The sequence below is a fragment of the Brachybacterium alimentarium genome (genome assembly GCF_002332425.1).
Taxonomy (GTDB): domain Bacteria; phylum Actinomycetota; class Actinomycetes; order Actinomycetales; family Dermabacteraceae; genus Brachybacterium; species Brachybacterium alimentarium.
Genome location: NZ_NRGS01000011.1, coordinates 190,395 through 215,584, shown reverse-complemented (window position 1 = coordinate 215,584; position 25,190 = coordinate 190,395). Strand labels below are relative to the sequence as shown.

The following is a 25,190-nucleotide window of genomic DNA, read 5'->3' as shown; positions in this document are numbered from 1 at the left end:
GAACGGTGCGAATCATCGCTTGTCCTTACGAGAGGGTCGACGCAGGATCGATGCATGGTCTCCGCACTGATCGGCATCGCCCTCATCCTCCTCATCGCCCTCGTCACCGTCGCCCTGGGGTCGCTGACCCGTCTGCTCGCCGCCCGGATCGCCGCGCCGCGCGCGCTCGAGGAGATCCCTCTGACCCCGCTCGAGCGCATCGCGCTGGGCAACGAGATCATCGCCCGTGACCTCCAGCCCGACGACATCCATCCCGTCGCCCGCACTGCGGCGCCCGGTGCTCTCGCGCGCGGCGCTCACGCTGACGCGGCCGACGCGCCGGTGCAGCGCCAGGACCTGGCCGTGCGCTACCCGGAGATCGCCGCCCACGCCCTGCGGTGACGACCGCGCAGGGCCGACGGATGCGCGAGTCGCCCCGTCGGCCCTGCGATCGCGCTCAGCCCTTCGCGTGCCCGAAGCGCGGCGCCGGCAGCGGCGGTGCGACGGCGGCCGGCGTCTGCTCGAGCAGCGCGAGCGCCTCGGTGACGCCGCGCTCGAGCTGCGGATCCTGGCCGCCCACCCAGGCGTTCGGCGGCAGGTGCACCTCGATGTCCGGATCCACGCCGTAGTTCTCGATGCTCCAGTCCACGCCCTCGAACCAGCTGGCGTACTTCGGCTGGGTGACCCCGGTGCCGTCGACCAGGTCGTAGCGACCGTCGATGCCGATCACGCCGCCCCAGGTGCGGGTGCCGATCACAGGACCGATCTTCATGGCCTTCGAGACGGCGTTCACGATGTCGCCGTCGGAGCCCGCCTCCTGGTTGGTCACCAGCACCACCGCACCGCGCGGCGCGAACTGCGGGTAGGTCCCCGGTGTCTCGTGGCGGGGGTAGTCCCAGGAGAGCACCCGCCGGGCCAGCCGGTCGGTGACCAGCTGCGAGGTGTGGCCGCCGCTGTTGTAGCGCACGTCGACCACGAGCCCCTCCTTGGTGGTCGCCTCGCGCAGGTCGCGGTGCATCTGCGCCCAGCCGGAGGAGACCATGTCGGGGATGTGGAGGTAGCCCAGGCGACCGCCGGAGAGCTCCTCGACCCGCGCGCGACGGGAGGCCACCCAGGCCTGGTAGCGCAGCGGGGCGTCGTCGGCCAACGGGGTCACCGCGACGCGGCGCTCCACCCCGTCGCGCTCGAGCACCAGCTCGGTGGGCTTGCCCGCCGAGCCGACGAGCTGACCCTGCACGCCGGTCCCGGCCTCGCCCATCAGGCGCCCGTCCACACGCACGATCGCGTCGCCCACCTCTGCGGCCACGCCGGGCGCGAGCAGCGGGGAGCGGGCGTCCGGATCGGAGGAGTCGCCGGGCAGGATCCGGGTGATCACCCAGCGGCCGTCCCGATGCTCGATGTCCGCGCCGAGATAGGCCGGGAGCATGGGCGGGTCCGCCTGGTACGGCGTGGCCTGCACATAGGCGTGGGAGGTGCCCAGCTCGCCCTGGACCTCCCACATCAGGTCCTGGAAGTCATCGTCGGTGACGACGCGCTCGATGACCGGGTCGTATCGCGAGGTCATCGCGTGCCAGTCCATGCCGTCCATGTCCGCGCGCCAGTACTGCTGAGCCATGATCCGGTAGTTGTCCCAGAGCATCCCGCGACGCTCCTTGACCGGGTCGACGAACAGGCGCAGGCGCCCGGTGTCGATGACCATGCGCGCCGGATCCTCGTCCTCGTCCTCGACCTTGCGGCCGGCGGGGATCTGCACCCAGTTCTCGCCCTGCTTGATCACGAGGGTGGTGCCGTCGCCGGAGGCGGCGAGCTCGGTGACGCCCTCGGCGAGCACGGTGAGCTTGCGGTCCGCGAGGCTCCAGTGCTCGAGGGTGGGCGCGGGGGCCTCGCCCTCCACGCCCGCCCGCGCGGAGCCGAGCACGCCCTGCTGCGGGTGGCGCAGCCAGACGAAGCCGCCGGTGACCGCGGTGAGGTCGGAGTAGGAGCCCGAGACGACGGGGAAGGGCACCAGGCGGGCCTCGACCGACTCGAGGTCCACGATCGTGGCCGGCGGCTTCGTGGCGTCCTCGGACCCCGCGGGGCTCGACGCGCTCGCCGGATGCACTGCACCCGCGGCAGCCGCTGCTGCAGATCCCGGCGCAGACCCGGCCGACGACGCGGCATCCTGCGCCGCAGCATCCGTGGTCGCCGCGGCGCTCGATCCCGCGGGAGCGCCGGGAGCATCCTTGCCGCTCTTGTCATCCTCGGCGCCGGGGCCCCAGCCGTCCGGATGGGGACCGAAGGGGTCGGCCGTGGATCGCTCCAGGGGGATCAGGAAGGGCCGTTCGGCGTTGACGAAGCCCAGGTCGAAGACCATGTCGTCGTAGACCGTCTCGAAGGTGCGCAGGGACAGCAGCGCCAGGTGCTTGCCGTCGGCGCTGAAAGCGGGAGCGGAGTCCTGGTACTTGCCGGAGGTGAGCGCACGGCCCGTCGGCTCGGCATCCTCGGTGTCCGAGATCATCAGCCGGCTGAGCATCCACGAGTTCGGCTCGGTCCACACCAGCCAGCGGCCGTCCGGCGACCAGGCCAGATCGGCGATCTCGCCGCCGGTGGAGCGACCCACCTCGCGCACATGGTCCAGGCGCGGCGAGGCCGGTGCGGGCTCCGCCGCGGCGGAGGCGTCGTCCGGGGCGGGCACGGAGACCGTGGCCGGGTCGGTGACGCCCCGCAGGGTCACCAGGCGCACCACGTTGTCATGGGTGGAGATCGCGATCTTCGAGCCGTCGGGGGAGGGGATCGCATGGAGGATGCGGCCCACGTCGCCGAGGTCGAAGCGGACCTCATCGCCGCCGCCGTCCAGGCGGGCCAGTGCCAGCACGTCGGAGCCGACACCGCCGTTCTCGCGGTCCGCGAGCGCCTCGACGTCCGTCACGAAGACGGCGAAGGGCGTGCGGCCGAGCGGCCGCACCTCGCGCAGCCGCAGCCCGCAGGTGCCTGCCAGCAGGCGCGCCGGGCCACCGCGGTGGGTGAGGGCATGAGCGCCGCCGCGCCACTCGACCACGCTCGAACGGGCGTCGTGCACCGGGCGCATGGCCAGCAGGTTCGAGCTTGCCGAGGCCGGGCGGGGCACGCGGGCGGCGCCCACGCCGGAGACGGCGATCTCGACCTCGCGCGGCTCCGCGTCCAGGGAATCCATCGCGAACAGGCGCCCGCGGGAGGTGAACACGATCGTGCTGCCGTCGGTCGAGGGCTCGCGCAGATAGCCGTCCTCACCGGTGAACGCCGTGTGGGAGGTCAGGTCGGAGCCGTCCAGGGCCACCGACCACAGGTTCGCGCTCGCACGGTCGGTGCGGGCAGCGCCGGGGCCGGGGGTGTCGGAGGCGAAGATCAGGCGGTCCCCGTACCAGGAGATGCTCAGCGTCGAGGCGAGCACGTCCTGCAGGATCCGTGACCAGGAGCGCGCGGCGTGCGCGGAGACCGGGGCGTCCAGCGCCACGTCCTCCTCGGAGAGCCACAGCTTCACGGCGGTGCCGCCCTGGTAGTGCTTCCAGGCGGACTGCTCGCGGCGCCAGGGGGTGGCGACCACGGTGGTGCCGGACGGATGGATCGCGACCTCGCCGCTGCGGCCCAGCGGGAGCACCTCGGCGTTGCCGTCCAGGTCGACGGCCCACAGCTGCGCATCCCGTGCGACCGGGGCGTTGTAGCTGGTCGAGGCGACGATCCGGCCGTCCGGCAGCCAGCCGACGACCTTCGTGGACGCCTTGCCCCAGGCGGTCAGGCGCTGGGGAGCGGTGTCGCCCTCCGCGGCGATGACCCACACCTCGGGCCCGCCGGAGGTGCGGGAGGTGTACGCGACCTGCGTCCCGTCGGGCGAGAAGCGCGGGTAGGCGACGGGGGCGCCCTCGTCGGTCAGGCGCCAGGCCCGCCCGCCGGCGAGAGGAGCGAGCCACACGTCGTTCGCGGCGGTGAAGGCGATCGTGTCCCCGTGGACATCGGGGTGGCGGAGATAGGCGGCATGAGCGGGAGTCGAAGGCATGGCCCCATGCTAGGCGTGAGCGGAGACACGTCCAGACGAATTCTCGCGCCGAGGCCGACGGATCCCGGCCTGTCCCCGCTCAGTCGAGCGCGTCGACGATCACCGTGTTCGCGCGGTGCAGCGCGGCGGCCAGGCCGGCGCGGGTCGCGTCGGAGTCGCCGGTGAGATCGGAGTCGCCGGCGGGAGCTGACTGATCGGCCCGCTCAGCCCCGGGGGCGGGCGACGGGGCGATGCCCGCCTCCTGCAGCCAGTCGGTATCGGCCGACGCGCCGTCCATGAGGCCCTCGCCGTCGAGCACCGGGCGCAGCAGGGCGGCGAGCAGGCCGGAGGCGTCGGCGACGGTCGCGGACCGTTCAGGATGAACCTTGAGATCGGCGTCGCCCCACAGGGCGCCGCGGCCGTGGAGCCACAGCAGAGCAGCGGCCTGCTCGGGCACGTCGCCCAGGTCGACGATCAGCGCGGGCAGGCCGCCGGGCACCTCGGGGCCGCCGGCGAAGCGGTGCAGCGCCACCGCGACGTCGCCGCGGGTGACGCCGGAGGAGGGGGCGTAGGTGCCGTCCGCGAGGGCGGGGAGCACGCCGACGCTGTCGGCCCAGACCATGGCGTCCAGGTCGTCGGCCCCATCGTCCACATCGGAGAACGGGCTCGAGGAGGAGCCGCCGGGGGCCGAGGCGAGCGAGCGCCCTTCGCCGCGGGTGAGCAGTGCTCCGGCGGAGACGGCACCGGTCACCGCGGCGGCCGCTGCGCCGGCCAGCAGCACCGTACGGCGACGCATGCCCCGTTCGCCGGTGCGGGGCGCCGACGCGGACGGTGGCGCGGGCGCGGGGGAGGGCGCTGACGCGGACGGGGGCGCTGCCGCCGGAGTCGCCGTCGGCTCGGCAGCCGTCACCGTCTCGGCCGGCGCGATCGGAGCTGCGGGCGTGACCGGCGGAGCTGCGGGCGTGACGGGCCGGGCGGGCACGGTCGGAGCAGCGGGCCCGGCCGGCTCGACCGGTGGGGCCGCAGGGGCCGGCAGAGCGGGCGCGACGGGCACGCCCGGGCTGCCGGCGTGGAGGCGAGGGGCGGCGGGTCGTCTCAGAGCCATTGCAGCTCCCTCATCCGGCGCACGATCGCCCAGCTCACGGCGAGGTTTCCCCAGCCGTTGAGGTGGATGCCGTCCGAGGCGATCAGCAGCGGAGGGACCACGCCGCGCTCCAGGGCGTCCTGCGTGGCGCCCTGGTCCAGCAGCTGCAGGGGTGCGAGCGGCGAGCAGCGCAGACCGTCCTCGCCGGTCAGCAGTCGCTGCACGTCCAGGAAGCGGTCGCCGTAGCGGGAGGCCTGCTCGGAGTTGACGTCCGCGACGGCGTCGCCGGTGAGCGAGCCGCGGGCATCGACCTCGGTGCACCAGTGACCCAGCACCAGGGTGTCCGTCTCCGGGCTGCGGGTGGCCTCCCACATGCGATGGGTGTCCTCGAGCACGCCGTCGACATCGAGGATGTTGTTCTTGCCCATCCACAGCACCTGGCGGGCGTCCTGGGCGACCTCTGCGAGCGAGGAGGTGAAGGTGCCGCCGGTGATCGCGGTGGAGCCGTCGTCGGGCGTGAAGCACCAGGTGCCGGTGCTGCCGTCGAGCGTCCCCGCGACGCCGTCGACCGTGCCGGGCATCGTGATCGGACCGGCCGGAGCCGGCCCCGGGTCGAGCGTGACCTGCACCCGGGCGGTATCAGGGTCCGGAGAGCCGATCGTGAGCAGGGAGGGGGAGTCCAGGCCGCGCATGAGCAGCGTGTGCGAGGAATTCGTCGCGCCCACACCGAAGGGATGCACGGCGGCCGGCGCGGCGGAGAGGGCGAGGTGCTCGTGGATGCGGATCGGCAGCGGGGTGGCGTCGCCGCCGCCCTCGGAGCTCATCGAGGAGGAACCCCACAGGACGAGGTCCCGGGCGCCCGTGTCGGGCTGGAGCAGGAGCCGGGAGGCATCGGTGCCGGTGCTCGAGGCGGGCGGCGCCGCGAGAACAGGGGCAGCAGGCGCGGCGGCGTGCTGCGGCGTGGGCATCGATCCTCCGTGAGCGGTGCGGAGCGAGCGCTCCGACCGGCACTCACGAGGCCTCATCTTACGGGAGGAAACGGTCGTCGACCAGGCCGGGCGGGTGTGATCCGCGCAGGCCGCCCTGCCCGGGCCGACGGACCGGCGCAGTGCCCGGATCCCGTCGGCCCTGCAGGTCAGCGCGGGTCCGGTGCCGTCACGCCTCGTGCAGTGCGGGCTCACCCGCGGGCACCACATAGGTGCGATCGATGCCGATCTCGGCGTCCGGCCGGGTGACGGCGGGCAGGGTCTTGAAATCCACGCGCAGCTCGTCGGTCGAGTACTCCGAGAGCACGTACCCGCGCCGGCCCCGGATGTACTTGATGTGCGGGTTCTCGGCGTAGACGACCTCCTCGCCGTTGACCGTGTCGCCGCCGTCCCCGCCCGAGGTGATCGACGTGGTCACCAGCTCGACGCCGACGGTGCGGGAGTCCGGATCCAGGAAGTCGGACTTGATCTCGTTGGCGAAGTGCACGTGGACGTCCCCGGTGAGCACCACGGGGTTGGCGATCTGCCGCTCGGAGAAGGCGTCCACGAGGGTGTCGCGGCTGGGCCGGTAGCCGTCCCAGCCGTCCGAGGAGAGCGTGGAGGTGGGGCCGGCGGCATTGTCGCGCCGAGCGAAGAAGACGCTCTGCGGGATCAGGTTCCAGGTCGCGGTCGACTCCGTCATGCCGTCCAGCAGCCATTGCTCCTGACGGTCCCCGAGCATGGTGCGCGAGGGATCGAGCTGCTCCTCGCAGTCGGTGAACCACCAGGTCTTCCCGCCGTCGTGGCAGGCCTGCAGGTCCCGGTGCTGACGGGTGTCCAGCACGTGGAAGGTGGCCAGGTCTCCCCAGCTCAGCCGACGGAACAGCTGGATGGAGGAACCGTTCGGAGCGCTCGAGCGGCGCAGTGGCATGTTCTCGTAATACGCCTGCTCGGCCGCGATCTTCCGTGCCACCCAGGCGTCGGTGGGCACGCCGTCCTTGGGGTACTGGCCGGCCCAGTTGTCCTGGATCTCGTGGTCGTCCCAGGTGACGATCCAGGGCGCGGTGGCGTGCAGCAGCTGCAGATCGGGATCGGTCTTGTAGGTCGCGTACCGCAGCCGGTAGTCCTCCAGCGTGGTGCACAGCTTGTGGGGGTGCGTGCGGATGTCGGACTTCCCGGGGCCGCCCTCGTAGATGTAGTCGCCCAGCCCGAAGACGAGGTCGGGACGGTCCTCCGCGGCACGGCGATAGGCGGTGAACCAGCCACCCTCCCAGTGCGAGCAGGACAGATGCACCATGCGCAGCGAGCGGGTGTCACCGGGCGGGGGCGTGGTCAGGGTGCGGCCGACGGGGGAGACGTGACGCCCTGCGCGGAAGCGGTAGAAGAACTCGCTCCCGGCGGGCAGGTCCTCGAGCTCGACATGCAGGCTGTGCGCCTCCTCGGGCCGGGCGGTCTCCGTGCCGCGGCGCAGGATCGACCGGAAGCTCTCGTCGGACGCGAGCTCCCAGCGCACCTCGACCGGCACGTTCGGCATGCCGCCGCGGCCGTCGAGCACGTGCGGATCCACCGCGAGACGGGTCCACAGCACCACCGAGCTGCTGGTGGGGTCCCCGGAGGCGATCCCGAGCGTGAACGGGTCCTTCTCCCGCCAGGTCACCTCGGCCGTGGCCGGCAGCGCGCCCAGCACACCGGCGGTGGCGAGCGAGGTCAGGGCGGTGCCGGTGAAGATGCGTCGACTCATCCGGCGCTGGCGGGCGAGGTTCGCCCGACGGTCCGGGGCGATGAAACGGGTGGGCTGAGGGGGCTCAGGGGACTCAGGGGATTTTTCGCCGAGGAGGCCGCCGGAGAGATCGCTCATGATCATCCTGTTCAGGAGGGGCGCGGGCTTCCCATCCTGACCATGGACACTGCAGGTCACAGACCGATCTGCGCAGGGTTGAATCGATGGTCATCCAGTGGTCATCGTGCGCCACGCAGGCGTTCACGATCGCGCCATGGACGACCGGGATCCGGGGCGGCCATGACGGATGCCGGAACGTGACGCTCAGCGCAGGTCGTAGTCGACGACCACCGGCGAATGATCCGAGAGCCGCACACCGCGGAACTCCCGATCCACCTCCGCGCGGACCGCGCTGCGCGCGAGATGCGGCGTGGCCAGGTGGTAGTCCAGGCGCCATCCTGCGTCCTTCGCGAAGGACTGACCCAGCCACGACCACCACGAGTACGGACCGTCCTCGTCGGGGTGCAGGCTCCGGACGACGTCGACGAGTGTGCGCGGGGAGAGCTGCTGCCCGAACCACTCGCGCTCCTCCGGGAGGAACCCGTCGTTCTTCTGGTTGCGGCGCCACGCGGCGAGATCCTGCGTGGTGTGGGCGATGTTGAGGTCACCCATGAGCAGGAACTCGCGGCCCGCTGCGGCAGCCGCTCGACGGGTCCGCGTCAGGTAGCGGGAGAACGCGGCCATGAACCTCATCTTCCGGGCATAGCGCGCCCCGCCGTCCGGTGCCTCGCGCATCCGCCCCGGCCGCTGCAGGTGGGCGGGCAGGCCACCCTTGGGCAGGTAGAGGCACGCGATCGTGACCGGCACGTCCGCCAGGTCGACCTCGAGATAGCGGCCCTGGTCGGCGAACGGGCCGAGACCGCGTGCGAGCGGGACATGATCGGGCGAGGCGACGGGGGCAGGAGCAGGGGAGGAGTCCGGCCGGTCCGCCGGTTCGGCCGAGCCCGGCGCTGAGAGGGCGGAGCCCGGTGCCGATAAGGCCATGTCCGGCGCCCATGGGGCCCTGCCCGGTGCCGATGGAGCCGTGCTCTGCATCGATGGGGCCAAGCCCGATGCTGATGGGGCCGTGCTCTGCGTCGATGGGGCCGTGCCCGGTGCTGATGGGGCCGGGTTGCTGTCGTCGGCGGGCCGCTGGTGAGGCGCTCTGGCAATATCGCCAGAGCTCGTCACCAGCGGCCCGCCCGTGACCGCGTCGCGCCCCGGGGGATCCGGGACGTGGCCCGTCGGCCCCACCGCCTCCGCGAAAGCACCCGTCTCCGTGAAAGCACCCACTTCCGCGCGAGCAACCACCTCCGCAGGAGCATCCGACGCCGCAGGAACGCCCATGAATGCGGTCCCGCCCCAGGTCCGGACGGCAGCAGGCGGGTGGCGGGTGAGCACGGCGACACCGTTGCGGCCGGGCAGCGTGCCGGTGTCGAGGGCGACGTGGTAGTCCCCGAACGACCCGTCGGGGATCTTGTCGGCCTGGGCCCGGACCTCCTGGAGCGCGACGACATCGCAGCCGCGCCCGGCCAGCCAGTCGTCGAACCCTCGGCGGCGGGAAGCCCGGATCCCGTTGATGTTGGCGGTCGCGATGCGGAGCATCCCCCGAGGCTACGTGCTGGTCAGGCAAGTGCCCTCCCCGGCTTCGCGAACCTTTCGAATGTCAGCCGCCGGCTCCGGGATGAGCCGGGAGCCAGGCCCCGTGCGTATCGTGCGGCTCGCCCGACGGACTAGGCAACGCGGCCCGCGCCGCCAGCCCGTCCAGAAGGATCTCCAGTCCTGCGAGGAAGTCCCGATCGGCCTCGTCGGCTCCGGTCCTGTCGGTCGCGAGTACCTGGGATGCGAGCATCGCGGCCGTCTGCGGGAACCTCTCCGCGTCGACGAGGCTATGCAGGGCCTCCCCGTACTCACGCTCGCTCTCGGATTGCGCCTGGCCGGCCTCGCGACCCTCCTCCAGTTCGTGCTGAAGCAATGAGGATTGGCGCACGAAGCCGCTCAGCAGTGTGAGTGCCGTGAGCTTCTGGTCCCAGTCGAGCTCCGTCGACTCCAAGAGCTCGAAACCGCGCTCGAGCCACGCGATCTGATGGGGGCCCGAGGGTGCGCGGTAGATGGGGACGCGGGGGATCCATGGTCGGTCCTGGTAGAGGGACCAGAGGTCGGTGGCCCACCGCCGCAGTCCGTCGCGCCATCCGGTGGAATCGTCCGGCGCGGGTGCGCCCGGCTCGCTCGCCGCATCCATCATGAGCTGGAGCAGCTCGTGCTTGGAGCCGACGTGCCGATACAGCGACATTGCTGTCACGCCCAGCTCTTCGGCCACCCTGGGCAGGGTCGCCGCTTCCAGGCCGCCCGCGTCGGCGAGCCGGACGGCTGTGCTGACCACTGCCTCGACATCCAGGGTGGATTTGCGGCCCATCCGGTGAGGGGCGACCGGCAGGCGCCAGAGCCGCCGGAAGAAGTCGGGCACGGACACGTCGTTCATACGATCACTCCTCCGGCTGGTATGGCCTGAGCCTACACAGCACCGAGCACATAAACTCTATGCCATATAGTTTATGTGCTAGGTTTCGGCGCATGACTTCTCGAACAGTCGCGCGCAGGCCCGTGGTGAGCGGGCGGGTCCATGATGTCGACGCCCTCCGCGGGTTCGCCCTGCTGGGGATCCTCGCCGTCAACATCACGTTCATGGCCTCGGCCTATCCGGGCAATCTGGTCGACGATCCGGCGTTCTCCTCGCCTCTCGACGACGCAGCCCGGTTCGCGGTGGCGTCCCTGTTCTCGATGAAGTTCTACCTGCTCTTCTCCTTCCTGTTCGGCTACAGCTTCGTCCTGCAGATGAATGCCGCTGAGCGCGTCGGCACGGCGTTCGTGCCGCGCATGCTGCGCAGGGTGCTAGGTCTTTTCGTGCTCGGGGCGGCGCACGTCGTCCTGCTGTACGGAGGGGATGTCCTGACCACTTACGCGGTGGTATGCCTCGTGCTGCTCGCCATGCACCGGGTGAGCGACAAGGTGGCCCTGCGCACGGCCGGCGTGATCTATGCGGTGGTGATCGCCTCTCTCGTGGGAAGCGCCCTGTTCCTCGATCGGTCCGCGTTCATGCCCGAGCACGACGAGGCACTCGCCGCAGCGGCCGCGCAGACGCAGGCCATGCTCGGGTCACCGGCCGACATCATCGGCCACCACGTCGGGGGCCTCGACCTGCTCGTCGTTCAGGCGGTGTCCCTTCAGGGGCCGACGGCGCTGGCGATGTTCCTGCTGGGGATGGTCGCCGCCCGGCGGCGCCTGTTCTCGGACGTCGGCGATCAGGCCTCACTCCTGCGTCGAACACAGTGGATCTGCTTCCCGGTCGGACTGGCCGGCGGCGCCGTCTACGCCGCGCTCGGAGCCGACGGCAGCACCTGGGCCACTGCGGTGAGCGTCCTGACCGCCCCGTTCCTGACCGCCGCGTATGTCGCGACCCTGGTGCGGCTGATGCACTCTCCTGGTGCTGCGTGGGTGCGCTCGGTCCTGGCCCCGGTCGGTCGCGTCGCGCTGACGAACTATCTGGCGCAGTCGGCAGTGGGGATCATCGTGTTCACCGGTGTCGGTCTCGGGCTCGCCGGACGGGTGTCCCCGCCGATGCTGCTCCTGCTTGCCGTCGTCGTCTTCGCAGGCCAGGCGGCCGTGAGCGCCTGGTGGCTGACGCGTCACCGCTACGGCCCGGCGGAGTACGTGCTGAGGTGGTTCACCACCTGGCGTAGACCGGGCCGCTGATCAGGCGGAGTGCACCGCCTCGCCCTGGACGGGGCCGTCGGTGTTCGGCACCCAGCCCAGCGCTGGCGCGACATGCTGCGCGAAGCTCTCGAGGATGTGGAGGTTCAGCTCCACGCCGGCCTGCGAGGGGATCGTGAGCATGAGCGTGTCGGCCTCCTGCACGGCGGCATCGCCCTTGAGCTGTTCGATGAGCTGGTCCGGCTCGCCCGTGTAGGTCTTGCCGAAGGTGGAGCGGTGGCCGTCGATGATGCCGATCTGGTCCGCGCCGTCGCCCGATCGCAGGCCGAACATCATCCGGTCCTGCTCGGTGACGATCGGGAACACGCTGCGGGAGACGGAGACGCGCGGGGTGTGGGCGTGCCCGGCCTCGCGGAACGCTGTGCGATAGGCGTCGATCTGCTCGGCCTGGAGATCGCCGAACGCGGCGCCCGTGGCCTCGGTGAGCAGCGTCGAGCTCATCATGTTCAGGCCCTGCGTGCCTGTGCGCTCGGCGGTCTCCCGGGAGCCGGCGCCCCACCAGATCCGACGGATCAGCTCGGGGGAGTGCGGCTCGATGCGCAGGCCCTGGCCGGGCTGGACCGGCGCGCCGTAGGGCTGCTCGGCGGCACGGGCCATCGGCTCGCCCTGGATGGCCCGCAGGAAGGCGTCGAACTTCGCGTGGGCGATGTCGGCGCCGCGGGGGTCGGTGGAGCCGGTGTAGCCGAACGACTCCCAGCCGCGCTCGGCGGGCTCGGGGCTCCCACGGGAGACGCCGAGGGCCACCCGACCGTCGGCGATGAGGTCCAGCGCGGCGGCCTCCTCCGCGAAGTACAGCGGATTCTCGTAGCGCATGTCGATGACCCCGGTGCCGACCTCGATCCGCTGCGTGCGCGCGGCGACCGCGGACAGCAGGGGCATGGGGGAGGCGGACTGCTGGGCGAAGTGGTGCACGCGGAAGTAGGCGCCGTTCACGCCGAGCTCGTCCGCGCCGACGGAGATGTCGATTGCGTCGTGGAGCATCTGACGGGCGCTGAGACCTCCCCGCGCGGGGCTGCCGCCGTAGTGGCCGAAGCTGAGGAATCCGAAGGCTCGCATGAGCTCAGCCTACAAGATGATTGATAAATAAAACAGATGGGGTCGGCGGTATCGACGAGCTCGTCGCGGCGACCGGCGAGACGGTGGCGGCGCAATCCTGGCCGCCCTGGCCGCCCTGGCCGCCCTGGCCGCCCTGGCCGTCTCCGGTCGTGAGTCGGCGCGGACGAGACCTGCGCCCCATATTTCCGCGAGAGCACCCGGCGCAGGGCCTTCTTCCCCTTAGGGTGGGGCGCTCCGCGACCGGACCTCGCCGCATGCCTGTCGGCTCGTCGACCGTCGCAGCCCCCTCATCTTTCGCTGCCCGCCCTCATGCCTTCCTGCATTCCTCGCGCGGCAGCGCCCTCACGATCGGACCGCGCCATGTCGCTGGACGCCCCTGCCGACCCACTTCCCGCTGAGCCTCGCCCGGCCGACCGATCGTCGGCCGCCGACCTCCCGGCCGACGCCGACGACGACCCCGGACCACGCCGCGCCCGGCGCGAGGCCGACCGCTTCCCCAGCGCCCCGCAGGTCCCCGGCAGTGCCCGCGGCGCCGTGGTATGGGTGGCGGTCGCGCTCATCGTCGCCCTCCTCATCGCCGCCGGCTTCTGGCCGGCGCAGATGAGCTCCGCCGCCGGCGCGGCGATGCAGTGGGTGACCACGACCGGCGGCTGGTCGCTGCTGCTGATCCCGCTGTGCCTGATCGCGCTGCTGCTGGTCCTCGCCTGCACCCGCTTCGGCGACATCCGGCTGGGCCCGGACGATTCCCGGCCCGAATACCCCACCTTCGCGTGGATCGCGATGCTGCTGGGCGCGGTGATGGGCATCGGGATGGTCACCTACGGCGTCGCCGAACCCGTCTCCCACCTGGTCTCCCCGCCGCACGGCCTCGCCGAGCCCGGCAGCCAGGAGGCCGTGGTCGACGCCCTGCGCTTCACGTTCCTCGACTGGGGCCTGCACGCCTGGGCCGTGTTCGCCACCTTCGGCCTGGCGATCGGGTACTCCACCCACCGCCTCGGGAACAAGGGGCTGGTCTCGCCGATCCTGCGGCCGCTGATCGGTCGTCACGCCGACGGCCTGGTAGGCAAGGCGATCGACGTGCTGGTCATCCTGTCCACCCTGTTCGGCACGACGACCTCGCTGGGACTCGGCGCTGCCCAGATCAGCCAGGGGATGAGCCGGATGACCGGCCTCGACCTCACCACCACCGGCGTGCAGCTCATCATCATCGCGCTGGTCACGGTGCTGTTCACCGCGTCGGCGATGAGCGGGATCGGGCGCGGGATCCGCTACCTGAGCCAGACCACGATGGTCATCGCTGCCGCGCTGCTGCTGTTCGTCCTGGCCACCGGCCCCACCAGCTGGCTGATCAACCTCTTCCTCCGCTCGCTCGGCGGGTACGCCGGAGGGTTCGTCGAGATCAGCCTGATGCTGCCCACCGACGGCGCGGACGTGGAATGGATGCAGGCCTGGACCTACTTCATGATGGCCTGGTGGATCTCCTGGGGCGCTTTCGTGGGCATCTTCCTGGCCCGGATCTCGCGCGGTCGCACCATCCGGCAGTTCGTGCTGGTCGTGCTCGGCGTGCCGAGCCTGATCTTCTCCGCCTGGTTCACGGTGTTCGGCGGCTCGGCGATGTTCATGGATCTCGAGCGCGATGCGGGGATCGGCGAGGCCGCGACGGAGAACGTGAACACTGCCTTCTTCGCACTGCTCGACCAGCTGCCGCTGACGGGGCTCACCTCGGTGGTCGCCGTGGTGCTGGTGATCATGTACTTCGTGACCAGTGCGGACTCCAACACCTACGTGCTCGCGGTGATCTCCTCCGACGGCCGCTTGCATCCCAGCCGCCCGCTGATGGGCATGTGGGGCGTGCTCACCGGGGCGACGGCCGCCGTGCTCCTCTACGCCGGCGGTCTGGAGGCGCTGCAGACGGCGGTGATGCTCTCGGCGGCCCCGTTCATCTTCGTGATCCTCGCGCTCGCGGTCTCGCTGGTGATGATGCTGCGCCGCGATCCGCTGATCAGCGGGCGCGGGCCTCGGGCGGCCAAGGGCCCGCAGGCCAGCAGGAATCCTCAGGCCGACGAGGATCGTCAGTCCCACGAGGATGCCCAGTCCCACGGGGATGCTCAGCCCGACGAGGATGCTCCCATCGGTGAGGACGCTCCGATCAGCGCCAGCTGAGCCATCGCACGACGAGAAGCGCGCGCCACCCGAACCGGGTAGCGCGCGCTTCTGCGTGGGCGGGTCAGTTCTCGTCGGCCTCGGTGGACTCGGCGGGCCGACGACCCAGCTCGGCGTCCAGGCGCAGGAGGCCGGAGCCGTCGTTGCCGATCAGCTTGACGCGGCCGATGATCTCGGAAGCGGTCGCCTCCTCCTCGATCTGCTCGTCGACGAACCAGTTCAGCAGCGGGCGGGAATCGTAGTCGCCCTCCTTGTCGGCGCTGCGGTACAGCTCGCGGATCGACTCGGAGACCTTCTGCTCGTGGGCGAGAGCGGCCTCGAAGATCTCGAGCACGGACAGGCCGGGGCGCACGGCCGGCGCATTGATGGCGCCGATGGCAGCGTGGTTGTCGCGGTCGGAGACGTGCTGGATGAACTTGTTGGCGTGCACGATCTCCTCGTCGGCCTGGTGGCGCAGCCACGCGGCGATGCCGGGGAGGTCCTGCTCGTCCGCTTCGATGGCGAGCTGGCGGTAGGTGATCGAGGCCTCGAACTCGAGGGTGATCTGGGCCTGGAACTTCTTCTCAAGGTCATTGCTCATCTTCATGGCACTGACGATAGCCGCCTTCGGCACCCCTGTCATCCATGGAAAGGCTTCCCTGACCTGCAATGATGCGGTTTGGGCAGGCTTACCTCGCCGCCCGTGACGAGGTGGTGATCCTCTCTTCGCGGAGGGATGCGGGGTCAGCGGCAGATGAGGCGTCGATCCCCATGGGTCGCCGGCCAGCAGTGTGCGAGAATCACGCTCCGGGCCCCTCGCGTACGGTCTGCCCCCTGCTGTCGGAGTGGGCGGCTCCTCACTCATGAGGCTCTGACCGGCAGCGCAGGGAGGGGGCGTTCCCCTTGAGGAAGTTGCAGGCAACCTCGACTGTGGCTAGCCTGACCGTGACGTTGCCTGGGGGTGTCGGCGATGCGCGAGGGCCGCCTGAGTCGTTGGCCGGACCCCAGGTGCGAAGGATCCGACGAGGGACAGGACCGACGATGGCGCGTGCACTCGGCATTGATCTCGGCACGACGAACTCTGCAGTCGCCGTGATGGGAGAGTCGGGACAGCCGGAGATTGTTGCCAGCGGCGAGGGGAAGCCGACGACACCGTCGGTGGTGCTGTTCAAGAACGCTGGTGGCAAGGACCGGACAGTTGTCGGGACCCCGGCGCGACGGCAGGCGAGCGTGCGCCCGGACGATGTGGTCGAGTACGTAAAGCGGTTCATGGGTGATCCGTCCTGGCGCTTCGACTCCTCGAACGACGAGGAGTACCGCGCTGAGGACGTCTCGGCGGTCATCCTGGCACATCTCGTGCAGGCGGCATCGGCACAGCTCGGAGAGCAGGTCGAGGACGTCGTCATCACGGTGCCGGCATACTTCGATGACGCGCGCCGCATGGCGACCAAGGAGGCAGGGAGCATCGCGGGCCTGAACGTGCTCCGCGTCCTCAACGAGCCCACCGCGGCCGCCCTCGCGTATGGCGTAAGTGTTGAGAAGGACGGCTACCTCCTCGTCTACGACCTGGGAGGCGGCACCTTCGATGTCACGATCCTCGGCATCGAGGGACGAAACTTCGAGGTGCTCGCAACCGACGGCGACCGCAATCTCGGTGGCTTCGACTGGGACAACGCTCTGATGAACCACGTGGCCGCAGAGCTGCAGGAGCAAGGCGTGCAAGACCTCTATGACGATCCTGAGGCGATGGCAGTACTGCGGGTCAAGTCCGAGCAGGCCAAGCGTGCTTTGAGCTACTCCGAGATCACCACCGTCGAAGTCCCTCTCGACACTGGTGATCACAGCGTCGAGATCACCCGCCGCACTTTCGAGGAGATCACCGGCGGTCTGCTGAGACGCACGCAGGAGATCGTAGAGGACACCCTCGACGATTCGGGACTCGAGTGGGAGGACCTCGACCAGATCCTGCTCGTCGGGGGCTCGACACGAATGCCCGCTGTACACGAGCTGCTGGAGCGGGTGTCCGGCAGAGCGGCTGCCGACGGGGTGAATCCAGACGAGGTGGTCGCGCTGGGGGCCGCGATACAGGCCGGGCTGAGCAGCGGCGACGCCGCCGCAACGGGGCTGGGCGAGATCTTGGTGCAGGACGTGACCTCGCACGCGCTGGGCACGATCGCTCTCGACTCGGACACAGAGGCGGACGCGAACTTCGTCGTGATCCCGAAGAACGCACCGATCCCTGCGCAGGGATCGCGGAAGCTGCAGATCAGATTCGACGCCGATCACCTGATCATCGACATGACCCAGGGCGATGATCCCGATCCGGAGCTCGTCACAGAGATCGGCCAGGGCCAGATCGAACTCGGCGGGACGTGGCCTGCAGGCACGCCGTTCAGGCTTGGCTACCGCTACGACGTCGACCAGACCGTGCACGTCGAGGTCTACCGGTTGCCGGAGGACACCTCCGCAGGTTCATTCGTGATCGATCGCGTCGCGAACATGACGCAGACAGAGATCGCCGCCTCCGCGGAGAAGCTCCGCGATATTTTCCCGGACGTGCTTCCCGGGGCCAAGCCCGCCGGTCCGGAGAAGGTCCTCGAGACGAAGCCGGCTGTGGGACAAGACCCCGTCGGGACAGCGCAGGGTGCGCCCCCGCCCCCGACCGCGATGAACTGACCAGGAGAACGATGGACGACGCAGCCTCCGCGGCGCACGAGGACCTCTACGAACTGTTCGAGATCGACTCCGATTCCGACGCCGACGAGATCAGGACGACCCTCAGAGCCACCCGCAAGCGGTGGCGTCAGCAGACGGGGAGCCCGGATCTGGAGCGCCGTCGGCGGGCTGAGACCTGGATGGATCGCATCGGACGGGCTGAGGAGATTCTGTTGGATCCGGGGGCTCGTGCGGAGTACGACGAGGCGCTCGCGGCGCAGAGCCGAGCCGGGGCCTCCACGCCCCATTCGCCGAGGTCTGCATCGGGCGCATCGACCAACTGGGGCGGTCGCGCCGAGCAGTACCTCGGCGCCGAGGACCCCAGGAATGCTCTCCGTGCCGCGAAGCGCGGGACGGAGGTCGACCCAGACGACACCACGTCGTGGCTGATGTACACGCGTGCGGCAGAGGCGCTCGAGCAGTACGACGACGCCGATTTCGCCTCCGCCGAACTCCTGCATCGCGTGCCGAATGTCGCGAACCTTCAGTACCGCGCGGATCTCCTGGACCGCATGGGACGTCCCGTCGACGCGGAGAAGTTCTTCCGTCAGGCGGTACAGCGCGACTCGGGCTCCGCATACCTTCGAGCGCGGGCGGCCTGGGCGGTTCTCGACCAGGGGCGAATCGACGAGGCGATCGCTGAGGCGTGGTCCGTGGTCGAGAGCTTTCCCGATGACGAGTTCCCGCCGCGAGTCCTGCGCGTCGCCTGCGCCCGGCTCCGGGAGCAGAAGCAGCCTGCCGAGGCCCTCTCCGTTGCCGAGCGCCTGCTCGACCACGAGCCGGATGTCGACGCCACTCTGCTCGAGGCAGTGATCTCGGTCGAGGCCCTGGCGGAGCATGGCCAGAGCACCGTCGCGCTGTCCCACTCGAAACGGCTCTTCGCGAGGTATCCGGACAGCGAGTACACCCTCACGACGATGCGCTTCGTGACGCAGAAGGTGTTCGAGGCCGGCGGAACCGACGTGGCGGTAGAGCAGGCCTGGGCACTGCGGGACCGCTTCCCCGCTGACGACTTCCCGCCCAAGCTGTTGTGGGCCGCGTGCGAGCGGTTCCGTGGGCAGAACCGGCCTCAGCAGGCCTTGCAGATCGGGCAGCGACTGCTCCGGGCGCGCCCGGGGGTCGATGAGAACATGCGTCAGACCGTACTGGCCATCGAGCAGCTCGCTGCACTCGGGGAGATCGGTACAGCCATCGCCAGCGCCTGGCTCCTCCTGGATGCTCATCCGGAAGCGCAGCGACCCCGACTGACCATGAGCTTTCTGATCTCCAAGCTCTGCGAAAACGGGCAGCCGGAGGAGGCACTCGCTCAGGCCCGCGAGCTCCTTTCCCGCTTCCCGGAGGATGTAGAGGTCAGACGGCGCTATGCCTGGGCGCGGCTGCTCGATGCCGATGCGAAGCTGGCGAAGATCGGACCTGACTCCATCGCGATCTTGAACACTGCACAGGCCGAGCACTACGGCGGGGCGATCACCGAAGTCGAGTCCATGGGACTTCGAGATGCTGACATCGCACGGGCGCTCGCCACAAGGCGGGCGTATCACGCGGAGCAGATGGCGGTGTCGGTCAAAGGTGGCTGCTGGACGATCGCCGGTGCGATCGTCTCCGCCGTGCTCGTGCTGATAGGGCTCAGCGAGCTCTGGTGGCCCGGCTTCCTCTACCTCGCGATCGGGGGTCTGCTGGTCTGGGCGATCGTTGCGTCGGCCGTCCGCAGGAAGTATCAGCGCGACGCCAGGACCTGGCCGCGGGAGGCGAAGGCCTCTCGACCGCGGCGGTAGCCGCAGTCCACGATCACCCCTGCTCGACACGACTGCACAGAAGAGGGCGCGCATGACCGACACAGGATGGCGGGGCGTGGAGCAACTCGGCACCGTCCGCGCAGGTGACCTCCTCTCCGCCCTGAAGAAGGTCGAGAGCGCGCGCCATCCGCGCAAGGACTCATCGCTGAGCGGCGTCATGCTGCACGTCGCTGACGGCGCGCTCACGATCTGGGCCACGGACCAGATCCTGCTCTCCACGACCCCGGTGACGTTCGAGGCCCGAAGCGAGGTAGCCCGAGGGACAGCAGTGGTCCCGGGGGGATGGGGTGCTGCACTCCGCGGCGCGTTCGGACGCTCCGACATTCTCGAGCTGGGACTGCGAAAGTCGATGACGCTCCTCGCACGGCGCATCGGTGCGCAGGAGAGCCTCGCGCAGCCGCTGTGGCCTGACCAGACGCAGCTCGATGCCTGCAGGGAGATGTCGACTGTGCAGGAGTCCGCCGGCATCATCGGTATGCGCGGCAAAGACCTCGCTGCTGTTCTTCGAGGCGCGCCCGACGGAGCGCCGCTGATCATCGCTCTGGAATCGGAGCAGATCACCGTGCTGTCGGGGGCCGACGTTCTGGGAACCGTGCCAGTGGTCGCGTCGCTGCCACCATGCCGGATGGTCGTCCCGAGTACAGCCCTCTCCGCTGCGGTGGACGCGGTCACGAACCTCAAGTTGCCGACCGCGATACTCGAGATGGTCTCGGAAGAAAGGCTCAAGCTCTACGGGGCGAGCAGGACGGAGCCCGTTCAGTACAGCGCTCTGGACTGCTTCATCCTGACGGGGGCGTCGGCAGGCCCCGGGAGCCAGCCCGAGGACACGGCGCATCCCGAGCCCGGAGACGCCGTGGTGGAGCAGCCAGGCCGGGCTGCGCCCACCGATACCGTCCTCGACGAGTTGGACGGCATCATCGGCCAGCCATCATTGAAGAAGCAGGTCAAAGCGCTCCGAACTCAGGTCGGGATCAACCTCAAGCGCGAGGAGCAAGGACTCAAGGCGAGTCAAGTGGGCGCGCACATGGTGTTCGCCGGGCCTCCTGGAACAGGCAAGACCACCGTCGCCCGGCTCATCGCGAAGCTGTATCACTCACTCGGCGTGCTCGAGCACGAGGAGGTCGTCGAGGTCTCCCGTACCGAGATTGTCTCGGAGAACATCGGCGGCACGGAGAAGAACATGCGTGAGGCCATCGAGAACGCGCAGGGTGGCGTGCTGTTCGTGGACGAAGCCTACGCGTTCGCGGCCGAGCAGGGGAGTAACGATTTCGGGCCGAAGGCGATTGAGGCGCTGCTGAAGGCGGTGGAGGACAACCGGAACTCGTTCGTGTGCATCCTTGCCGGATACACAGACCGCATGAAAGACTTCATGGCGGCCAATCCGGGACTGCGCTCACGATTCCCGAGGACGATCAGTTTCGAGGCGTATACACCAGAGGAGCTCACTCAGATCGCTCTGAGCATGGCGCGCGGCTCGGACAACGATCTCGATCCCGACGGCGTGGCCGAACTGTCCCGGCGTCTCGCTGATGAACAAGGCCGAGGCGGTTTCGCCAAGGAGGATTGGGGCAACGCACGCTCCGTCCGGAACATCGTCGAACAGGCCGCTGTGCATCGCGATGTACGGATTAGCCTGTCCGGTGCCAGTGACAGGGAATCACTCATGACCATCACCGCGCCCGATGTCGCCGACGCGTGCGACGACGTCAGGATCGGTCGAGCTGTCGGGCGGACCGAGTCCGCCGAGGATGTGCTGGCTGAACTCGACGCGCAGGTCGGGCAGCCGCAGATGAAGCACCAAGTTCGGGCGATCATCGCGCAGGCGAAGGTGCGCAGCGCGAAGCAGGAACATGGTCTCGCCGACAGCGTCGATCTCGAGCATCTGCTGTTCGTCGGACCGCCTGGCACGGGCAAGACGACGATCGCGCGGCTCATCGCCCGCCTGCACCGTGCGCTGGGCATCCTGCCCAATGAGGAGATCGTAGAAGTGACTCAGGAGGTCCTCGTCGCGGGCTACAAGGGGCAGACCGCGATCCGGACCAGGGAGAAGATCGACGAGGCGATGGGCGGGGTTCTGTTCATCGATGAGGCCTACGCGCTGGTGTCGAGCGGAGACAGCGGGTTCGGCCAGGAGGCGATCGACACCCTGCTGCCCGCGTTGGAGAACTCTCGGGGCAGCTTCGTCGCCATCGCAGCCGGGTATCCAGACGAGATGGCGAAGTTCGTCGCATCGAACGTCGGACTCGCCTCTCGGTTCACGACGACCATCGAGTTCCTGTCGTACACAGCCGACGAGCTCGTGCAGATCGCGCAGATCATGGCGACCGCGAAAGCGGAGACGCTCACAGACGGGGCGGTGAGAGTGCTGAGACAGCGGCTCCGCGCTATGGAGTTGAACGGCAGATTCACCGCAAAGGACTGGGGCAACGCGCGGTCGGTCCGCACGTTGTTGATGAGGGCCGTGCAACTGCGCGATCTGCGGCTCAGTGATGCTGACCTGTCCTCCCTCGATGCGACGTCGCTGGTGACGGTTACCGAGGCGGACATGATCGCGGCCTGCGATCGGGAGCATTTCGCTGCGGACACTGCACGGGAGAGCGTCGAGGAGGCTCTCGCCGAGCTGGACTCGCAGGTCGGGCAGCAGCAGGTGAAGCAGCAGGTTCGCGCACTCGTCGCGCAGGCGGAGCTCGCGGCGCGGAGGAAGGAAGCGGGGCTTGCCGTCGGGCCCGTCCCTTTGGAGCATCTGCTGTTCGTCGGCCCGCCGGGCACGGGGAAGACGACGGTCGCCCGGCTCATCGGGCGCCTGTACCGCGCCCTCGGACTGCTCCCGAAGGGAGAGCTCGTCGAAGTCGACCGGAGCGGACTCGTCGCCGAGTACGTCGGGCAGACCTCACCACGGACCAACGCGAAGGTCGACGAGGCGATGGGAGGCATCCTGTTCATAGACGAGGCGTACGCGCTCGTCCCGACTGGCTCACACGACTTCGGTGGCGAGGCAATCACCGCGCTGGTGCCGCGTCTCGAGGAGGACAAGAACAAGTTCGTGGTGATCGCGGCGGGGTACCCGGAGGAGATGCGTCGGTTTGTCAACCACAATGTCGGACTGGCGTCTCGATTCACGACCACCATTGAGTTCCTGTCCTACGGTGCCCAGGAGCTGGCTCGCATCGCAGAAGTCATGGCTCGCAGAGGCGGGCAGCAGCTCCGCGATGACGCATCCGAGCTGTTGGCCGATCGGCTCGAGGCCGCAGAGCAGTCCGGGCGCTTCACCGACAAGCATTGGGGGAACGCACGCGAGATGCGCAATCTCCTCGATGAGGCGATGAAACATCGCGACCTGCGCCTGCACTCGGACGGCTACGGTGACCCCGCCGAGATGGTCCTCCTCGAGGCCGCTGACGTCGCCAGGGCGTGCGACAAGGTGATCGGCACCTGAGCACTCGGGTCCCTCACACACCCGGCGCCGGAGCAGCTCTGCTCCCGGCCGGTGGCCAGAGAAGAGACGTCAAGCTCTCTCCTGGCGGATGACCGCGTGAGCGCGGCACGGCCTCAAGAGCACGGCCGGAAACGATACTGCGGCCCCTACCAGGGGAGTGCAGGCCCATCGAGGCCGACGGGTGACTGCCGGGTGAAGCCTCGGTGCGCCGATGCTCCGAACGGCGGGGCCTGCGGGGAACAGTTGCGGACCGGGCGATGAACAGTCGGTGGACCGCGGCCCGAGAAGCCCTCGGAGCTGCTGCCGACGACTCTGCGGAGCGTCCGTCATGTCCGCTCTCACCTGCAGTGATGCCGTGAGTTCAGGTCTGGTTCACCGGGGTGTCGGGGCGCTGGCCATGCCGGTCGAGGCCTCCCTACGGTGAGCGGGGACGACGAGGGGAGCAGCCGTCGGCTGCACCCCGTCGATCGCCCGGCCGCACCGCGGCCCGTTTCTCTCACCGGCCCCTCCACCTGCGGTGGACCGGCCCTTCGACCAGGAAGCTGGGAACGCATCCATGACAGTCGTCGCTCGACCGCAGCCCCACCGGGGCTCGTCGGCCCCGCACAGGGCCGAGGGGAAGGGCGGTCCCTCGGCGCCGTCCGGTGCGTCCGCCGCGGGGACCGGGACGCACCGCCCGGTCGCGCCCCGCCGGCCCTCGGCACAGCGTCGCCGACGCCGTCGCCGCGACGCGCTCCTGTTCGGCGCTCTGATCGCCCCGAACCTCATCGCGATCATGGTCTTCTCGTACTACCCGGCGCTCTACAACATCGGCCTCAGCTTCGCCGAGTGGGACTTCGTCGCACCGACCCCCGAATTCGTGGGCCTGGAGAACTACCGCGACCTGCTCACCGACCCGAGCTTCGGGCAGGTGCTGCTGAACACGCTGATCTTCACGGGCGTGAGCGTGGTCGGCTCGATCATCTGCGGCCTGCTGCTGGGCAGCCTGCTGGCGACCAAGGTCCCGCTGACAGGCTTCGCGCAGACCATGGCCTTCGCACCCCATATGCTCCCCGGCGCCGCCGTCGGCATCCTGTGGCTGTTCATGTTCGACCCCAACTACGGGCTGTCCCGGTGGGCATTCTCGCTGGTGGGAGCAGCCTCGCCGGACTGGACCACCACCTCGGACTGGTCCCTGTGGGCGATCACCATCGCGTACACCTGGCAGCGCCTCGGCTTCGTCACCGTCATCTGCTACACCGCGATCCTGGACCTGCCCAAGGACCTCTACGAGGCTGCGGCCCTGGACGGGGCGCACGGCTGGAAGCTGTTCCTGAACCTCACGCTGCCGCTGCTGAGCCCGATCACCTTCTTCCTCTCGGTCACCGGCATCATCTCCGCCGCCCAGGCCTTCGACATCATCTCGATCATGACCGACGGCGGCCCGGGAGTCTCCTCGACCACGCTCAGCTGGATGATCTACGAGGAGGCCTTCAAGAAGTTCGACATCGGCTCCGCCTCGGCGGCCGCCACCGTGCTGCTGGTGCTCCTCCTGGTGATCACCTTCGTGCAGGTCCGCTACGGCGAGAAGAAGGTGAACTACGCATCATGAGCACCCTGACCGCCGATGCCGCCCCCAGGACGGGCGCCCCGACACCGCGCAACCGGGGCCGCAGCCGTGGCCCGCGCCGTCCCCTGTGGGCGACGATCCTGCTCACCGCCGGAGTGCTCGGCACCATCGCCCTGTTCCTGGTGCCGCTGTACTGGCTGTTCTCCTCGTCGCTGAAGCCCCACCAGGACATCTACTCCTGGCCGCTGCACTGGATCCCCGGGTCGCTGACGTTCGACAACTTCACCGAGGCCTGGAGCTCCGCGCCCTTCGACCGGTTCTTCCTCAACTCGATCGTGACCACCGGGGCGGGGACGTTCCTGGAGATCTCGCTCGCGATCCTGTGCGCGTACGCGTTCGTGTTCGTCGACTTCCGGTACAAGAAGATCGCCTTCGGCCTGATCATCGCCTCGATGATGCTTCCGGGCCACGTCACCCTGATCGTCAACTACATCACCGTGGCGAACCTGGGCTGGCTGAACTCCTATGCCGGGCTCGTCCTGCCCGGGGTCGCCAGCGCCTTCGCGATGTTCCTGCTCTACCAGTTCATGCGCACGATCGACCGGGACATCCTGCAGGCCGCCGAGATCGACGGGGCCGGCCACCTGCGGCGGATGCTCACGATCGTGGTGCCGCTGACCAGCCCCATGATCCTCACCGCGACCCTGATCGTGATGGTCGGGAAGTGGAACGAGTACGTGTGGCCGCTGATCGTGACGAGCACGGCCAGCATGCGCACCCTGCCCGTCGGCCTGCTGTTCCTGCGCAGCCAGGAGGGCTACAGCAACTGGGGCGTGATCATGGCCGGCGCCGTGTTCGTCTCCCTGCCGATGCTCATCCTCTTCTTCCTCGCCCAGAAGCGGATCATCGGCGGGCTCACCGCGGGCGCCCTGAAGTGAACCCCTCCC

Annotated in this window: 15 protein-coding genes and 2 pseudogenes; 8 read left to right on the top strand and 9 right to left on the bottom strand. The window is 69.5% G+C overall.

What is annotated here, in order from left to right; translation table 11 throughout:
• The first annotated feature begins 54 nt into the window (after positions 1-54).
• Positions 55-381, top strand: coding sequence for a hypothetical protein (locus CIK71_RS08380; RefSeq protein ID WP_096164732.1), 327 nt, complete (start codon positions 55-57; stop codon positions 379-381).
• A gap of 55 nt (positions 382-436) precedes the next feature.
• Here the strand turns inward: CIK71_RS08380 and CIK71_RS08375 are convergent, their stop codons facing one another.
• From CIK71_RS08375 to CIK71_RS08350, 7 genes and pseudogenes are all read right to left on the bottom strand, one after another.
• Positions 437-3,991, bottom strand: coding sequence for a S41 family peptidase (locus CIK71_RS08375; RefSeq protein ID WP_096164731.1), 3,555 nt, complete (start codon positions 3,989-3,991; stop codon positions 437-439).
• A gap of 79 nt (positions 3,992-4,070) precedes the next feature.
• Positions 4,071-4,766: a hypothetical protein gene (locus tag CIK71_RS08370; RefSeq protein ID WP_096164729.1), complete on the bottom strand. Its 696-nt coding sequence runs from the start codon at positions 4,764-4,766 to the stop codon at positions 4,071-4,073.
• 299 nt (positions 4,767-5,065) lie between these two features.
• The gene (locus CIK71_RS08365; protein WP_096164728.1) at positions 5,066-6,022 is read right to left on the bottom strand and encodes a hypothetical protein; all 957 of its coding nucleotides are present in this window, start codon (positions 6,020-6,022) and stop codon (positions 5,066-5,068) included.
• 187 nt (positions 6,023-6,209) lie between these two features.
• Positions 6,210-7,877 (bottom strand): alkaline phosphatase D family protein, encoded by a 1,668-nt coding sequence (locus CIK71_RS08360; protein ID WP_245857399.1) that lies wholly within the window; start codon positions 7,875-7,877, stop codon positions 6,210-6,212.
• A 186-nt stretch (positions 7,878-8,063) separates the two neighbouring features.
• Positions 8,064-8,675, bottom strand: a pseudogene (locus tag CIK71_RS18270) (exodeoxyribonuclease III); the annotation flags it as partial.
• Positions 8,676-9,200: 525 nt separating this feature from the next.
• Positions 9,201-9,383 (bottom strand): annotated as a pseudogene (locus CIK71_RS18265) (exodeoxyribonuclease III); the annotation flags it as partial.
• 61 nt (positions 9,384-9,444) lie between these two features.
• Positions 9,445-10,260, bottom strand: coding sequence for a TetR/AcrR family transcriptional regulator (locus CIK71_RS08350; RefSeq protein ID WP_096164724.1), 816 nt, complete (start codon positions 10,258-10,260; stop codon positions 9,445-9,447).
• A 92-nt stretch (positions 10,261-10,352) separates the two neighbouring features.
• On the opposite strand from CIK71_RS08350, the gene CIK71_RS08345 reads away from it, so the two are divergent.
• Positions 10,353-11,531, top strand: a complete 1,179-nt coding sequence (locus CIK71_RS08345; RefSeq protein WP_096164723.1) for a DUF418 domain-containing protein — start codon at positions 10,353-10,355, stop codon at positions 11,529-11,531.
• Here the strand turns inward: CIK71_RS08345 and CIK71_RS08340 are convergent, their stop codons facing one another.
• Positions 11,532-12,605 (bottom strand): LLM class flavin-dependent oxidoreductase, encoded by a 1,074-nt coding sequence (locus CIK71_RS08340; RefSeq protein WP_096164722.1) that lies wholly within the window; start codon positions 12,603-12,605, stop codon positions 11,532-11,534. It lies immediately after the preceding gene.
• Positions 12,606-12,965: 360 nt separating this feature from the next.
• Here CIK71_RS08340 and CIK71_RS08335 point away from each other — a divergent pair, with 360 nt between their 5' ends.
• Complete coding sequence (locus tag CIK71_RS08335) at positions 12,966-14,768, top strand: BCCT family transporter (RefSeq protein WP_245857398.1); 1,803 nt, start codon at positions 12,966-12,968, stop codon at positions 14,766-14,768.
• A 64-nt stretch (positions 14,769-14,832) separates the two neighbouring features.
• Here the strand turns inward: CIK71_RS08335 and CIK71_RS08330 are convergent, their stop codons facing one another.
• Positions 14,833-15,354, bottom strand: a complete 522-nt coding sequence (locus CIK71_RS08330) for a ferritin (protein ID WP_096164721.1) — start codon at positions 15,352-15,354, stop codon at positions 14,833-14,835.
• A 296-nt stretch (positions 15,355-15,650) separates the two neighbouring features.
• Between CIK71_RS08330 and CIK71_RS08325 the strand changes: the two genes are divergently transcribed.
• The 5 genes from CIK71_RS08325 (at position 15,651) to CIK71_RS08305 (ending at position 25,181) form a co-directional block, all read left to right on the top strand.
• Positions 15,651-17,423, top strand: a complete 1,773-nt coding sequence (locus CIK71_RS08325) for an Hsp70 family protein (protein WP_245857396.1) — start codon at positions 15,651-15,653, stop codon at positions 17,421-17,423.
• Between the two features lie 428 nt (positions 17,424-17,851).
• Complete coding sequence (locus CIK71_RS08320; RefSeq protein WP_176485590.1) at positions 17,852-19,237, top strand: tetratricopeptide repeat protein; 1,386 nt, start codon at positions 17,852-17,854, stop codon at positions 19,235-19,237.
• A 52-nt stretch (positions 19,238-19,289) separates the two neighbouring features.
• Positions 19,290-22,694, top strand: coding sequence for an AAA family ATPase (locus CIK71_RS08315; RefSeq protein ID WP_096164718.1), 3,405 nt, complete (start codon positions 19,290-19,292; stop codon positions 22,692-22,694).
• A gap of 556 nt (positions 22,695-23,250) precedes the next feature.
• On the top strand, positions 23,251-24,285 hold the full coding sequence (locus CIK71_RS08310; protein WP_096164717.1) for a carbohydrate ABC transporter permease: 1,035 nt from the start codon (positions 23,251-23,253) through the stop codon (positions 24,283-24,285).
• Positions 24,282-25,181: a carbohydrate ABC transporter permease gene (locus CIK71_RS08305; protein ID WP_096164716.1), complete on the top strand. Its 900-nt coding sequence runs from the start codon at positions 24,282-24,284 to the stop codon at positions 25,179-25,181. The genes CIK71_RS08310 and CIK71_RS08305 overlap by 4 nt, the downstream gene beginning before the upstream one ends.
• Positions 25,182-25,190: the final 9 nt, after the last annotated feature.

Bases quoted from the DNA above. Each gene is read 5' to 3' on its own strand.
- CIK71_RS08340 (WP_096164722.1), bottom strand. From the start codon at position 12,605: ATGCGAGCCTTCGGATTCCTCAGCTTCGGCCACTACGGCGGCAGCCCC.
- CIK71_RS08370 (WP_096164729.1), bottom strand. From the start codon at position 4,766: ATGCGTCGCCGTACGGTGCTGCTGGCCGGCGCAGCGGCCGCCGCGGTG.
- CIK71_RS08305 (WP_096164716.1), top strand. From the start codon at position 24,282: ATGAGCACCCTGACCGCCGATGCCGCCCCCAGGACGGGCGCCCCGACA.
- CIK71_RS08350 (WP_096164724.1), bottom strand. From the start codon at position 10,260: ATGAACGACGTGTCCGTGCCCGACTTCTTCCGGCGGCTCTGGCGCCTG.
- CIK71_RS08320 (WP_176485590.1), top strand. From the start codon at position 17,852: ATGTACACGCGTGCGGCAGAGGCGCTCGAGCAGTACGACGACGCCGAT.
- CIK71_RS08375 (WP_096164731.1), bottom strand. From the start codon at position 3,991: ATGCCTTCGACTCCCGCTCATGCCGCCTATCTCCGCCACCCCGATGTC.
- CIK71_RS08330 (WP_096164721.1), bottom strand. From the start codon at position 15,354: ATGAAGATGAGCAATGACCTTGAGAAGAAGTTCCAGGCCCAGATCACC.
- CIK71_RS08310 (WP_096164717.1), top strand. From the start codon at position 23,251: ATGACAGTCGTCGCTCGACCGCAGCCCCACCGGGGCTCGTCGGCCCCG.
- CIK71_RS08315 (WP_096164718.1), top strand. From the start codon at position 19,290: ATGACCGACACAGGATGGCGGGGCGTGGAGCAACTCGGCACCGTCCGC.
- CIK71_RS08380 (WP_096164732.1), top strand. From the start codon at position 55: ATGGTCTCCGCACTGATCGGCATCGCCCTCATCCTCCTCATCGCCCTC.
- CIK71_RS08360 (WP_245857399.1), bottom strand. From the start codon at position 7,877: ATGAGCGATCTCTCCGGCGGCCTCCTCGGCGAAAAATCCCCTGAGTCC.
- CIK71_RS08335 (WP_245857398.1), top strand. From the start codon at position 12,966: ATGTCGCTGGACGCCCCTGCCGACCCACTTCCCGCTGAGCCTCGCCCG.
- CIK71_RS08365 (WP_096164728.1), bottom strand. From the start codon at position 6,022: ATGCCCACGCCGCAGCACGCCGCCGCGCCTGCTGCCCCTGTTCTCGCG.
- CIK71_RS08345 (WP_096164723.1), top strand. From the start codon at position 10,353: ATGACTTCTCGAACAGTCGCGCGCAGGCCCGTGGTGAGCGGGCGGGTC.